Origin of the sequence: Pseudomonas sp. IT-P12, from assembly GCF_949767465.1 — a bacterium.
GTDB lineage: Bacteria > Pseudomonadota > Gammaproteobacteria > Pseudomonadales > Pseudomonadaceae > Aquipseudomonas.
In genome coordinates, this window is record NZ_CATKPY010000021.1 from 675,591 (window position 1) to 688,056 (window position 12,466).

The following is a 12,466-nucleotide window of genomic DNA, read 5'->3' on the forward strand; positions in this document are numbered from 1 at the left end:
CCCCATCATCCCAGCCCCCAACCTGCCAGTCCCCGACATCCCCTCTAGGAGCAATCTCGCCAGAGGACTACAATCGCCACCCCGCCTCGATGGCTGATCCGCCCCGCCCATGTTGACCTGTTCCGTACACCCGCTGCCCTATTGCGCCGACCCCGCCCGGTACTTCGCGGCGATCCGCCATGCGCCCGGTGCCGTGCTGCTCGACAGCGGCCGTCCCAGCGCCGACCGAGGTCGGTTTGACCTGCTCAGCGCCTGGCCGCTGGAAACGCTGACGGTGGCCCCCGAGGAAAGCGGCAACGATTTCCTGCAACGCCTGCGCGAAAACCTGACGCGACTCGGTGAAGCCAGCGTCCCCTTCGAACTGCCCTTTGCCGGCGGCCTGATCGGCTACCTGAGTTACGACTTCGGTCGGCACCTGGAACACCTGCCCAGTCGGGCGCAAGACGATCTGCAATTGCCCGATGCGCGCTTCGGGCTCTACAACTGGGCGTTGATCAGCGATCACCAACGGATGACCAGTCAGTTGGTCTTCCACCCTTCGCTGGACGACAGCGAACGTCAGCGCCTGATCGCGCTGTTCGGCCAGCCGTCGGCTGATCCGGTGGAAGCCTTCGCACTCAAAGCGCCCATGCGGGCCGACCTCAGCGCCGATGACTATCGTCAGGCACTGCAACGCATCCAGCAGTACATCCAGGCCGGCGACTGCTACCAGGTGAATTTCGCCCAGCGCTTCCGCGCTGACTGCGCGGGTGATCCCTGGGCCGCCTACTGTGCGCTGCGGGCGGCCTGCCCGACGCCCTTCTCCGGTTTCCAGAGCCTGCCCGACGGCGGCGCGGTACTGAGCCTGTCGCCGGAACGCTTCGTCAGGGTCAGCGAGCGCCAGGTTGAAACCCGGCCGATCAAAGGCACGCGCCCTCGCGGCCTGAGCGCCGAACAGGATGCCGCGAACGCCGCCGAACTGCTGGCCAGCCCGAAGGATCGCGCGGAAAACCTGATGATTGTCGATTTGCTGCGCAACGACCTCGGTCGCACCTGCCGCATCGGTTCGGTGCGGGTGCCGGAGCTGTTCAGCCTGGAAAGCTATCCCAACGTGCATCATCTGGTGAGCAGCGTGACCGGGGAACTGGCGGATGACCGGGATGCCCTGGACTTGATCGCCGGCAGCTTCCCTGGCGGCTCGATCACCGGCGCGCCGAAGATCCGGGCAATGCAGATCATCGATGAACTGGAGCCGACCCGCCGCGGATTGTATTGCGGCTCATTGCTGTACCTGGACGTGCGCGGTGAGATGGACAGCTCCATCGCCATTCGCAGCCTGCTGGTCAAGGATGGGCAGGTGTGTTGCTGGGGCGGCGGCGGGATCGTCGCGGATTCGCAGTGGCAGGCCGAGTATCAGGAATCGATCACCAAGGTGAAAGTGCTGCTCGATACCCTGCAGAACCTGTAGGCGCGAGCATGCTCGCGCCTACAGGCCTGGAGTTTACAGGGTCAAGGCCCGGTTCGACGCCTTGATGAACGCCTGCTTCAAATCCTCAAACGTGTGCACCGCCGGGAACTGCGGGAACTCGCGAATCACGTTGTCTGGCGCGTGGAAAAGAATCCCCGCGTCCGCCTCGCCCAGCATCGTGGTGTCGTTGTAGGAGTCCCCGGCGGCGATCACCCGGTAGTAAAGGCTCTTGAACGCCAAAACCGACTGACGCTTCGGATCTTTCTGACGCAACTGATAGCTCGTCACCCGCCCGGTGTCGTCAGTGATCAGACGATGGCAAAGCAACGTCGGAAACCCCAGCTGGCGCATCAGCGGCTGCGAGAATTCGTAGAAGGTGTCCGACAGGATCACCACCTGAAAGCGTTCGCGCAGCCAGTCGACGAACTCGATGGCGCCGTCGAGGGGCTTGAGCGTGGCGATCACTTCCTGGATATCGGTCAGTTTCAGGCCATGTTCGTCGAGAATCCGCAGGCGCTGTTTCATCAACACGTCGTAGTCGGGAATGTCTCGGGTGGTGGCCCTGAGGGATTCGATCCCGGTTTTTTCGGCGAAGGCGATCCAGATTTCCGGGACCAGCACACCTTCAAGATCCAGACAGGCAATTTCCACAAGACACCCCATTGGTATTGATTATTGAGTCGAGCGAACAAAAAGACCGCCGAACTCTAGCTGCTCGAACCGACCTGCGCAACGCAGAGGGCGCGCCAGCCGCGGCAGGATTTTGTTACCATCAGCCCCATATAGAGCGCCCAGCGCCACCGACCTGTAGGAAGCCGCCCTGATGAGCCCAACGTTCGACGTCGTGGAACTCGCCACGACTTATGCCAACAAATCCGCCCAGGACATCCTGAAGCTGGCGTTCGCCGAGTTCGGCGACGACCTGTGGATATCTTTCAGCGGTGCCGAAGACGTGGTGCTGGTGGACATGGCCTGGAAGTTGAACAAGAACGTCAAAGTGTTCAGCCTCGATACCGGCCGCCTGCACCCCGAGACCTACCGCTTCATCGACCAGGTGCGCGAGCACTACAAGATCGACATCGAACTGGTGTCGCCGGACTACACGAAACTTGAACCCTTCGTGAAGGAAAAAGGCCTGTTCAGCTTCTACAAGGATGGCCATGGCGAATGCTGCGGCATCCGCAAGATCGAGCCGCTGCGTCGCAAGCTGTCCGGCGTGAAGGCCTGGGCCACCGGCCAGCGCCGGGACCAGAGCCCGGGCACCCGCAGCGCCGTCGCGGTGATGGAAATCGACACCGCGTTCTCCACCCCGGAGCGCACCCTGTACAAATTCAACCCGCTGGCACAAATGACCAGCGAAGAGATCTGGGGCTATATCCGCATGCTCGAACTGCCCTACAACAGCCTGCATGAGCGCGGCTTCATCAGCATTGGCTGCGAACCCTGCACCCGCCCGGTGCTGCCAAACCAGCACGAGCGCGAAGGTCGCTGGTGGTGGGAAGAAGCCACGCAGAAAGAGTGCGGGCTGCATGCCGGGAATATCATCAGCAAGTCCAAGGCGTAACCCGGTTCAGACGCCCCGTGGGACCAGGCCTGCTTCGGGTTCTTCGCGAGCAGGCTCGCTCCCACGACAAGCGAGCTCAAACCGCGCTGAACCTCGCGCCCAGCCCCTGTTGTGCAAACTGTTCGATCACGAAATCCACGAACGCGCGGGTCTTGCCCGGCAGCAGCTTGTGTTCGGCGTAGTAAATGGAAATGTTGCCATCGTCGACATACCAGTCCGGCAACACCCGCTGCAGGCTCCCCGCGTCCAGATAACCGACGGCAAACGGCATGCTCACCAGGGCAATGCCCAGGCCTTGCGCGGCCGTGGCGCAAGCCGCCTCGGAATCGCTCATGGTCATCCGCACTTCCAGCGTCAGGGGGCTGTGTTGCTGGGTGCGACTGGTCAATTGCCACGACCTGACGCGTCCCGTTTGCGGCGAGCGAATCAGGATGCCGTCGTGGTGCCTGAGGTCATCCGGCGTGGCAATCGCTGCATGGCTGGCCAGATAGTCCGCTGACGCCACCAGTACCCGATGCGCAGGCGTCAACTTGCGCGCCACCACCCCTTGCGGCAGCTCGAAACCGCCGCCAATCGCCGCATCGAACCCCTGGGCAATCAGGTCGACCTGCCGGTTATCGAAATGCCAGTCCGGGTTGATCGCAGGAAACCGCCGCAGGAACTCGCCCAGCAGCGGCACGATATACAGACGCCCGAACACCGTGCCCATGCTGACTTTCAGGGTTCCCGCCGGCCGCCCTTCCGCACTCGCGAGGTTGGCCACTGCATTCTGGATGGTGAGCAGGCTGGAACTGACTTCGCCGAGAAACAGCTGACCGGCCTCGGTCAACGTCAGGCTGCGGGTGCTGCGCTGGAACAGACGCACACCGAGCCGCGCCTCGAGTTTGGCCACGCTCTTGCCGACCGCTGCCGGTGTCAGGCTCAACCGCCGCGCCGCCTCGGCAAAACTGCCGACCTCGGCACTGCGCACAAAGCATTCGATACTGCTGAAGGTTTCCATAGGCGCCACTATAAACTTCTGGTTTACACAGACTATCGCAATTACCGGCTACTCAGCCGCTAATACGCAATCGATACTAGGCTCCATCAACCGAGACATTTCGCCTCGGGACTTTGGAGATCGATATGAGTACCCAGAACCTCAGCGGCAAAGTGGCTTTGATCCAGGGCGGTTCGCGCGGCATCGGCGCCGCCATCGTCAAGCGGCTGGCCGCTGAAGGCGCGACCGTGGCCTTCACCTACGTCAGCTCCACGGCCAAAGCCGAAGCCCTGCAAAACAGCATCACCGGCAATGGCGGCAAGGCGCTGGCGATCAAGGCTGACAGCGCCGACGCCGAAGCGATTCGCAACGCCGTCAATACCACGGTCGAAGCCTTCGGCCGCCTGGACATCCTGGTCAACAACGCTGGCGTGCTGGCCATCGCTCCCCTGGAAGACTTCAAACTCGAAGATTTCGACCAGACCCTGGCCATCAACGTGCGCAGCGTCTTCATCGCCACCCAGGCCGCCGCGAAACACATGACCGAAGGCGGTCGTGTCATCAACATCGGCAGCACCAACGCCGACCGCATGCCCTTCGGCGGTGGTGGCCCGTACGCCATGAGCAAAGCGGCGCTCGTTGGTCTGACCAAAGGCCTGTCCCGCGATCTCGGCCCGCGCGGCATCACCATCAACAACGTGCAGCCAGGCCCGGTCGACACCGACATGAACCCGGCCAGCGGTGAGTTCGCCGACAGCCTGATTCCCCTGATGGCGGTAGGCCGTTACGGCACGGCAGATGAAATCGCCAGCTTCGTCGCCTACCTGGCGGGCCCGGAAGCCGGCTACATCACCGGCGCGAGCCTGACCATCGACGGTGGCTTCGGCGCCTGATCAAAGCAGTCCAAAATGTGGGAGCGGGCTTGCTCGCGAAGGCGGTGGTTCAGACAACAATTATTGTGTCTGACACGACGCTTTCGCGAGCAAGCCCGCTCCCACAGGGTCTATGCCCAGTCGAGCGCCGGCAATCCATAAGCACCGGGGGTAAAGGCTTTCAGCGTACGAAGAATGCCATCGGCGTGTGCGTATTTTTCGTCAGCCATCGCGGCATCGGGAATCGCAATCGCAGTCATGCCTGCCGCTTTCGCCGCCGTGACACCGAACGGCGAATCCTCGAACACCAGGCAATCCTCAGGCGCCACACCCAGGCGCCGCGCCGCCGTGAGAAAGATGTCCGGCGCCGGTTTGGCCGCGCCGACCTCCGGGTCATCGGCCGTCACGATGAAATCGAACAGCGCGAACCAGTCACGGTGCAACGTGGTTTTCTGGCCGAACGATTGACGCGAAGAGCTGGTGCCCACTGCAATCGGAACCTGGTTGGCCTTCAAGTGCCGGACCAGCTCCTGGGCGCCGGGCATGGCCAGTGCGGTCGGAAAACGTTCGCGCATCAGCGGTTCGCGAATCTCCAGGAACTCCTCGGCGCTGATGGGCAACGCCAGCGCCTCGACCACGTACCGCGCCAGATCGCCCGCACCCCGGCCGATGATGTTCTGTTTGTGGCTCCAATCGAAGGTTCGGCCGTAACGCCCGGCAATAATGGACGTGACCTCGGTGTAAATGCCTTCGGTGTCCAGCAGCAAGCCATCCATGTCAAAAATAACGGCCTTGATCGGGCCGAACTCTTTCAGTGGTGCATTCATCGCATCTGATCCGTTTTCAATGGCGCCCTGACCGGCCCGGGCAGACCGGTTCGCGATTGGATTAAAGGTTTCAGCAGCATAACGAGCGCAGCCGACCAGGGGCAACGGACAATCTGCCGACGGCGCAAAAAACCGCGTCCAGCCACTGACCACGATTTAGCGATTCGGCCTACACCAAACACCTCCTTTCCCGACTTCTTTCCCTTTTGATCCCCCTCACAGTCTCGCGATCCAAATCGATCCGTGCGAGGGACTGCGAATGTTCAACCCTGACAAGGTCCTGGCCTTGAACAACGCCATCGGTCTGCTCGTGGTCGCCGCCATGGACCCCGAGCAGCCGGACGTCGACACCTTGATCGGGGATTTCCGCCTCTGTCTCAACGATTACGACGCCTGGGCAGAAAACTTCTGGACCGGCTGGGCGCTGGACGTCGAGCAGGTGTTCAAGGTCGGCAACGATGTTCGCCTGAGCGCACCGATGGACTCCAGCGCACCGGTCAACTCGACACTGGCCACCTGCCCGGCCAGCGGTCCCCTGACCCTGGTGCATATGTTCGAAGCCGCGCGTTTCGTGCCGATCGGCGACACCCCGGTGATGCTCGAACCCCTGCTCGCGCAAGACGGCGGCGAACCGACCTTTGGCAAGCCGGTCCACAAAATCATCGGCCCCAGCGGCATTCTGGAAATCCCCGATTGCTGGCGTGGCCAGCGTTATCGCATCACCTTCTTTCCCAACGTAACCAACGCTCACATCAAAGCGCTTTACGCCTCATATCAAGGCGTGGTCAACGACCTCGAGCGTTGGTTACGCAACGAATGGGCCACCGAGTTCCAAGGGTTGTGGGACGGTTTTTCCGAGGCGGGCTTCAGTGAGCGCTACGGCCTGCTGCAACAGGCCGATTGGCGTGGCCTCGAAAACGCATTGCACGGCTTATGGGATGACGTAAAGCAGGTGTTCGCGTTGATGGCAGACCTGCAGGCCAACAGCGAAAAACTCCTCGAATACCTGACCGAAGCCGAGCTGCAGATGCTGCTCGACGCGTCGACCGAAGCCATCGCCAACCTGCTGCTGTTGCTCAGCGACGAGCCGCTGATGTTCATTCATCTCGCGGCCTTCACCACCTGGCTGCGCCTGCTGCCGCCGCAGTACGCCGCCGAAGTCGTGGCGGAAATTCGCACCCAGGTACTGATCGGCTTCCTGCTGGCCTGCCTCACCGGGCCTGCAGGCCTGAAGGTCGGAGTGAGCGCCAGGGTACTGGGCCGGATCAAGTCCGAACGCGCCCGCCGATGGCTGGCGGCGGCGAGCCTGCGCCTGGGCGACCTGGCGCATCACTCCGCGCTGGACTCGCACGCCAGCGCACTCAAACCGCTGATGATCAATGCCCGCAACGCGTCGCTCAAACCGGCGCCGGCGGTTGCGATGCACATCACCACGCCGGCATCAGCGCCACTGCTGGTCAACAACCCACTGGCGATCGCGCGCAACAAGGCCGAAGCCCGCACTCGCCTGAGTCGCCAGGAACACCGCGACGACGCCCCGGCCCCGGCGACAAACCCGAACGGCGCCCCTGTCGACTCAGCAGACAACACTCTGACCAACGGCTGCCCGGTGTCGATGGTCACCGGCGAAGAACTGTTGACCCTGACCGATGGTGCGCTGGATGGGTTGTTGTGGTTCGAATTCATCCGCGTGTACCGCACCAGCGCCGTCGAGCTCGATAACGGCCTTGGATTTGGCTGGAGCCACTCCCTGGCGCATCGGTTGGAAATCGACGGCGACACGGTCATCTGGGTCGATCATGAAAACCGCCGCATTCCTTTTCCGCTGCCGGACCGGACGCGGCCGGTCATTCACAACAGCCTGTCGCGGGCGGCAATTTATCTGGGGGATGAGCCTGAGGAACTGGTCCTTTCCCTGGCGGGTGAAACCCCGCGTTTCTACCACTTCAAGACAGGACGCCTGACAGCCATCAGCGATGCCTACGGCAATCGCCTGACGGTGCAACGCGACAGATCCGACAGGATCATGCGCCTCGACAACGGCGCCGGGCGTTCGCTGCGCTTGCGCTATGAACGCCGCCACCTCGCCGCCGTCGAGTACCAGAGCTTTTATCCCGCCGACACGCTGGAGCAAGCCTGGCGCACCGAGCAGACACTGGTCGTCTACCGCTACGACGCCTGCCACCGCCTGATCGAAGCGACCAACGCCCTGGGCGAAAGCGAGCGCTACGACTACGACGACCAGCACGTCATCCTGCAACGGCAATTGGCGGGCGGTGCGAGTTTTTTCTGGGAGTGGGAAAAGTCCGGCAAGGCTGTGCGCTGCATCCGGCACTGGGCGTCGTTCACGCAAATGGACACGCGCTATGCCTGGGATGACAACGGCGGTGTGCAGGTCAGGAGCATCGACGGCAGCGAGGCGGAGTACCGGCACGATCATCAGGCACGGTTGGTGCGACGCGTTGAGCCGGACGGCGCTGAACACCTCAAGGCCTATGACGACCAGGGCCGGTTGGTGGCCGAGAAGAACCCGCTGGGGGCGATCACCCGATACAGCCATGACGAAATGGGTCGGCTGGTTGCCCTGATCCCGCCTGAGGGCGAGCCAACATCCTACGAATACCGTAACGGCTTCCTGCACGCACGAACCCAAGGCAATGCGCGGTGGACGTACCAGCGCAATGCCCAGGGCGATGTCATCCGGGCGACCGATCCCGACGGGCATGTCACCCGCCATTACTACGACGCCAAGGGTCGGCTGCTGTCGAGCCGATTTCCGGATAACAGCCGGCATACCTACATCCGCAATGCCCTTGGGCAATTGATCGAGGAGACGCTGCCGAACGGTGGTCAACGGAGTTTTTCCTACGATGCATTGGGCCGGCGGACGACCCGGCAGGATGAACACGGCGCCGTCACCCATTACACATGGGACGCCACTGGACGACTGCTGCAGACAACCTTGCCCACAGGCGCCAGTCGCGCCTTCAGCTACAACGCCTACGGCAAAGTCACCGCCGAACGCGACGAACTGGGCCGCGTCACGCGCTACGAATACCTCGACGACCTGCACCTGATCAGCCGGCGGATCAATCCCGACGGTACCCAGCTGCGTTATCGCTACGACAACGCGCGGTTGTTACTCACGGAAATCGAAAATGAATCCGGGGAACAGTATCGGCTGGATTACACGCCAGGCGGATTGATCCGTCAGGAAACCGGATTCGATGGTCGCCGCACTGCATATGCCTATGACCTCAATGGTCACCTGCTGGAGAAGACCGAGTTCGGTGACGACGACACGACACTCGTCACCACTTATCAGCGCGATGCCACCGGACGGCTTCTGGTCAAGACACTGCCCGATGGCGTCAAGGTCGAGTACCGCTATGACAGCCTGGGCCGGCTGGTCAGCGTCGATGACGGTCACGATCATCCGCTGGAATTCGAGTATGACCAACAGGACCGGCTCGTCACCGAACACCAGGGTTGGGGCACGTTGCGCTATGGCTACGATGCCTGTGGACAACTCAATCGCCTGCGCCTTCCCGACGGCAGCCAGCTGGACTATCACCATGCCCGGGGCGGCACGCTGACGGCCATTGACCTCAATGGCGCGCGCCTGACGACACACACCTTCCTTGCCGACCGCGAGCAGACCCGCCGACAGGGCCTGTTGCTCAGCGAGTACCAGTTCGACGAGCAGGGGCGCCTGAAAGCCCACGCCGTGAAACAGCAGCAATCGCTGTATCGCCGCAATTATGCCTACCACGCCAATGGCAATCTCGACAGCATTCACGATACCCGTCACGGTCTGCGCACCTATCGCTACGACGCGCTCGATCGCCTGATCGGGGTCCGCCACTCCCGCGACCAGCAGCCGGAAAGCTTCGTCCACGACCCGGCTGGCAGCCTGATCATGCAGGACCGCCCGGGCGTGGCAAAAATCGCGGGCAATCGCCTGTTGATGCAGGGTGACCGCCACTACGACTACGACGCCTTCGGCAATCTTGTCCGCGAACGCCGTGGCACCGGGCAAAAGCTCGTCACCGAGTACCAGTACGACTGCCAGCATCGGCTCATTGGCGCCACACTGCCCAACGGTAGCCAGGCCACCTATCGCTACGATGCATTTGGCCGCCGGATCAGCAAGACCGTCGACGGCAAGACCACCGAGTTTTTCTGGAAAGGTGACCACCTCGTCGCCGAAAGCAGCCGCGACCACTACCGCAGCTACGTATACGAACCGGGCACATTCCGCCCCCTGGCCCTGCTCGACGGCAAAGGCCCACGCGACGCGTGCCCGTTTTACTACCAACTCGACCACCTCGGCACCCCCCAGGAACTCACCGACTACAGCGGCGACATCGTCTGGGCCGCCCGCTATACCGCCTACGGCCGCCTCACCCGCCTCAACCGCGACACCCACCAGGTCCTCGACCAACCGCTGCGTTTCCAGGGCCAGTACTTCGACCCGGAAACCGGGCTGCACTACAACCGGCATCGCTATTACCAGCCCGATATCGGGCGCTACCTGACACCGGACCCGAGCGGGTTGGCTGGCGGATTGAACCCGTATCGGTACACCCGAAATCCTACGGGTTGGGTTGATCCGTTGGGGTTGAATGAGTGTCCGGGGAAGGGGAAATGTGGGGCAACCAAGCACAGCGACAATCCGCTTGGCAGAGCTAAAATTGACGAGGCGCTGCCTGAAGTACCGAGACCCAAGCAGAAGAATCACTATCTGTACCGAGGTGACGAGCGTGAGCCGTGGGAAATTTTTGAGGCTGGGTTCGAACCGTGGGGAGAAAGTACAGATTTATATCTTCATGCTCTGGATAACAGAAATCCTCCCAGCGCATTTGTCAGTGCATCAACGAAAGAAAGTGAGGCCGCGCGATTCGCAACAGGTCACGGGTTGGAGGATGGATACATATATATCCTTAAGAATATTCGTGGTATCGATGTCAACAAGAACCTTGGAATAATGTCTCCACATAAACGAGAAGCAGAAATTGCTTTCCTTGGTGGAATTGACAATCGCGACATTGTTGGCGCCACACCTGTAAATGACGATGGTAGCTACAAGGGCTATTCAGTACCTAATCCACATAGGAGAAAACAATGAAACCAATCGAAATTTCAATCAGACGAAACGGCATCGTCGAAACAGCCATCATTGAATGCGACAGAAGAAATAAGACGCTAACTTTTACAATGCTGTGCGGCCTTAAAAAAACCTACACATCCTATGACTTTTATGAGTGTTTTGGCATTCTTCGGGCTGAATTCCCTGAAATACAATTTCTGTGTAAAGGAGCCAGGTTAGACGTTCATACCTCCCGAATGTCGTCCCAGATGTCCAGCGGATTAGTGGCATACCAAGTCAGAACAGGCCATTCGACTGAAGAAGAGGATATAGTAAGAATTTTTGACTATGATGATGAAAATATAACCAACAGCATTCAGGATCAGAGAAAACACTACAAAAACTGGATTGAATCCCTGAGAAACAACTCGCCGCCTCAAAATGACGAATAAGGAAATAAGGGAGCGCCATTAAATTTTTCAGACTTCGAACATTGCACATCAATAATATCGGAAAATCATATTGGATTATCCTCTCTCACATCACCCTCATCATCCGGGGGACGTTGATCAGACCCCAGGGAATCCGTCGGTAAAGTTGAGGATCCGGCGAATAAAGTAAAAATCCCTGAAGGGGGAATTTATCTTCCGTCATATCCAGAGGAAAAATATTTGTACCGTGGGGACCACCTTCACCCCGATGAGGTTTTTGTCGATTTGATTCATTCCCGGAATGAGATTTAGCGAAACAACCAGGTTCAAAATATAAATTCTCTAGTGAGCACAAAATAGCAATTCAAGGAGGTATCAGAAAGGAAGATATTCTTGGAGCCACGCCAATTGGAGCGAATGGTCGCGCCACTAGCCATACCACTTTAAACCCAACCAGGAGGTAGTAATGGAACGGGTCGAAATAGTAATCATCAGAAATGGAGAACGCCAATCGGCAGAGTTTTTTTGTGACACGAAAAACGTAACTATCACATTCGTTATGCTAGACGGGTATACCAAATCATATTCAGGCAGCGACTTCTACAATTGCTTTGGCCACGTACGTCAAGAGCATCAGAACATCTCTTTTTTGTGCAAAGGAGCGATGATCAATGTCCATCCTTCCAGCATGTCCTCACAAATGACACAGGGTGTGAAAGCTTACGAACTCACGCTTGGCAAATGTGCAACGAGAGATGATATTGTTAGTATTTTTGACTACGAGGAAAAAAACTTAACGAACGATCCAGAAGTGCAAAAAGAATTCTTCATGCGATGGATCGAATCAGACATTATCGAGAGTTAACCCTCCCGATTTTCAGGACCATCAATTTCTTTGGTTTTGGAAGTTTTGTTCACATTATCGTCGCTCTCCGGTTCCACATCATCGTCATCGTCCGGTGGACGCTGGTCTCGTCTCAACGAGTCTGTGGGTGAAGGCAGTGGATACTCGGGAGTCTCATCAATATCAGTTTCCTTCGGATCATTGCTCATCTTCGTCAATCTCCTCATCTTCCAACTCTGTCAGCCCTACATCCCCCGCATCATCGGCATCGTTAAGCGGCACGGTCGCATCGTCCATCACTGACCCCGGATCTTCATTGCCCGGGTCGTTGATAAACGGCAGGCCGCTTGGACCTTTCTCTTCCTTGCCTTCGGTTTCCGGTGTCATGGCAGACCTCTCACAAATCGGGTGTA

11 protein-coding genes are annotated in these 12,466 nt (G+C 59.5%); 6 read left to right on the forward strand and 5 right to left on the reverse strand.

From position 1 onward, the window contains the following. The first annotated feature begins 109 nt into the window (after positions 1 to 109). Positions 110 to 1,447 carry an aminodeoxychorismate synthase component I gene (gene pabB, locus ACM6IM_RS12085; protein WP_414865243.1) on the forward strand — a complete coding sequence of 446 codons (1,338 nt, stop codon included), beginning with the start codon at positions 110 to 112 and terminating at the stop codon, positions 1,445 to 1,447. Positions 1,448 to 1,480: 33 nt separating this feature from the next. On the opposite strand, the gene thrH is transcribed toward pabB, so the two are convergent. After that, a complete protein-coding gene (thrH, locus tag ACM6IM_RS12090; protein ID WP_192301931.1) occupies positions 1,481 to 2,098 on the reverse strand; it encodes a bifunctional phosphoserine phosphatase/homoserine phosphotransferase ThrH in 618 nt (205 codons plus the stop codon). A gap of 172 nt (positions 2,099 to 2,270) precedes the next feature. Here thrH and ACM6IM_RS12095 point away from each other — a divergent pair, with 172 nt between their 5' ends. Further along, entirely contained in the window at positions 2,271 to 3,011 is a 741-nt protein-coding gene (locus tag ACM6IM_RS12095) for a phosphoadenylyl-sulfate reductase (protein WP_007971943.1), read from the forward strand. A 76-nt stretch (positions 3,012 to 3,087) separates the two neighbouring features. Here ACM6IM_RS12095 and ACM6IM_RS12100 read toward each other — a convergent pair whose 3' ends face one another. After that, positions 3,088 to 4,011: a LysR family transcriptional regulator gene (locus ACM6IM_RS12100; RefSeq protein WP_192301932.1), complete on the reverse strand. Its 924-nt coding sequence runs from the start codon at positions 4,009 to 4,011 to the stop codon at positions 3,088 to 3,090. A gap of 125 nt (positions 4,012 to 4,136) precedes the next feature. Between ACM6IM_RS12100 and ACM6IM_RS12105 the strand changes: the two genes are divergently transcribed. Next, positions 4,137 to 4,883, forward strand: a complete 747-nt coding sequence (locus ACM6IM_RS12105) for a 3-oxoacyl-ACP reductase family protein (RefSeq protein WP_414865244.1) — start codon at positions 4,137 to 4,139, stop codon at positions 4,881 to 4,883. A 110-nt stretch (positions 4,884 to 4,993) separates the two neighbouring features. On the opposite strand, the gene ACM6IM_RS12110 is transcribed toward ACM6IM_RS12105, so the two are convergent. After that, entirely contained in the window at positions 4,994 to 5,689 is a 696-nt protein-coding gene (locus tag ACM6IM_RS12110) for an HAD-IA family hydrolase (protein WP_201189515.1), read from the reverse strand. 259 nt (positions 5,690 to 5,948) lie between these two features. Here ACM6IM_RS12110 and ACM6IM_RS12115 point away from each other — a divergent pair, with 259 nt between their 5' ends. The 3 genes from ACM6IM_RS12115 to ACM6IM_RS12125 all read left to right on the forward strand — a co-directional run bounded on the left by ACM6IM_RS12115 (position 5,949) and on the right by ACM6IM_RS12125 (position 12,074). Next, entirely contained in the window at positions 5,949 to 10,817 is a 4,869-nt protein-coding gene (locus ACM6IM_RS12115) for an RHS repeat-associated core domain-containing protein (protein WP_414865245.1), read from the forward strand. Beyond that, entirely contained in the window at positions 10,814 to 11,230 is a 417-nt protein-coding gene (locus ACM6IM_RS12120; protein ID WP_414865246.1) for a hypothetical protein, read from the forward strand. The genes ACM6IM_RS12115 and ACM6IM_RS12120 overlap by 4 nt, the downstream gene beginning before the upstream one ends. A gap of 445 nt (positions 11,231 to 11,675) precedes the next feature. After that, positions 11,676 to 12,074, forward strand: coding sequence for a hypothetical protein (locus ACM6IM_RS12125; RefSeq protein ID WP_414865247.1), 399 nt, complete (start codon positions 11,676 to 11,678; stop codon positions 12,072 to 12,074). On the opposite strand, the gene ACM6IM_RS12130 is transcribed toward ACM6IM_RS12125, so the two are convergent. Continuing rightward, the gene (locus tag ACM6IM_RS12130; RefSeq protein WP_414865248.1) at positions 12,071 to 12,262 is read right to left on the reverse strand and encodes a hypothetical protein; all 192 of its coding nucleotides are present in this window, start codon (positions 12,260 to 12,262) and stop codon (positions 12,071 to 12,073) included. The genes ACM6IM_RS12125 and ACM6IM_RS12130 overlap by 4 nt on opposite strands. Continuing rightward, complete coding sequence (locus ACM6IM_RS12135; protein ID WP_192301937.1) at positions 12,252 to 12,440, reverse strand: hypothetical protein; 189 nt, start codon at positions 12,438 to 12,440, stop codon at positions 12,252 to 12,254. Before ACM6IM_RS12135 ends, ACM6IM_RS12130 begins: the two co-directional genes overlap by 11 nt. Positions 12,441 to 12,466 lie beyond the last annotated feature (26 nt).

Bases quoted from the DNA above. Each gene is read 5' to 3' on its own strand.
- ACM6IM_RS12120 (WP_414865246.1), top strand. From the start codon at position 10,814: ATGAAACCAATCGAAATTTCAATCAGACGAAACGGCATCGTCGAAACA.
- ACM6IM_RS12100 (WP_192301932.1), bottom strand. From the start codon at position 4,011: ATGGAAACCTTCAGCAGTATCGAATGCTTTGTGCGCAGTGCCGAGGTC.
- ACM6IM_RS12125 (WP_414865247.1), top strand. From the start codon at position 11,676: ATGGAACGGGTCGAAATAGTAATCATCAGAAATGGAGAACGCCAATCG.
- pabB (WP_414865243.1), top strand. From the start codon at position 110: ATGTTGACCTGTTCCGTACACCCGCTGCCCTATTGCGCCGACCCCGCC.
- ACM6IM_RS12110 (WP_201189515.1), bottom strand. From the start codon at position 5,689: ATGAATGCACCACTGAAAGAGTTCGGCCCGATCAAGGCCGTTATTTTT.
- ACM6IM_RS12115 (WP_414865245.1), top strand. From the start codon at position 5,949: ATGTTCAACCCTGACAAGGTCCTGGCCTTGAACAACGCCATCGGTCTG.
- ACM6IM_RS12130 (WP_414865248.1), bottom strand. From the start codon at position 12,262: ATGAGCAATGATCCGAAGGAAACTGATATTGATGAGACTCCCGAGTAT.
- ACM6IM_RS12105 (WP_414865244.1), top strand. From the start codon at position 4,137: ATGAGTACCCAGAACCTCAGCGGCAAAGTGGCTTTGATCCAGGGCGGT.
- ACM6IM_RS12135 (WP_192301937.1), bottom strand. From the start codon at position 12,440: ATGACACCGGAAACCGAAGGCAAGGAAGAGAAAGGTCCAAGCGGCCTG.
- ACM6IM_RS12095 (WP_007971943.1), top strand. From the start codon at position 2,271: ATGAGCCCAACGTTCGACGTCGTGGAACTCGCCACGACTTATGCCAAC.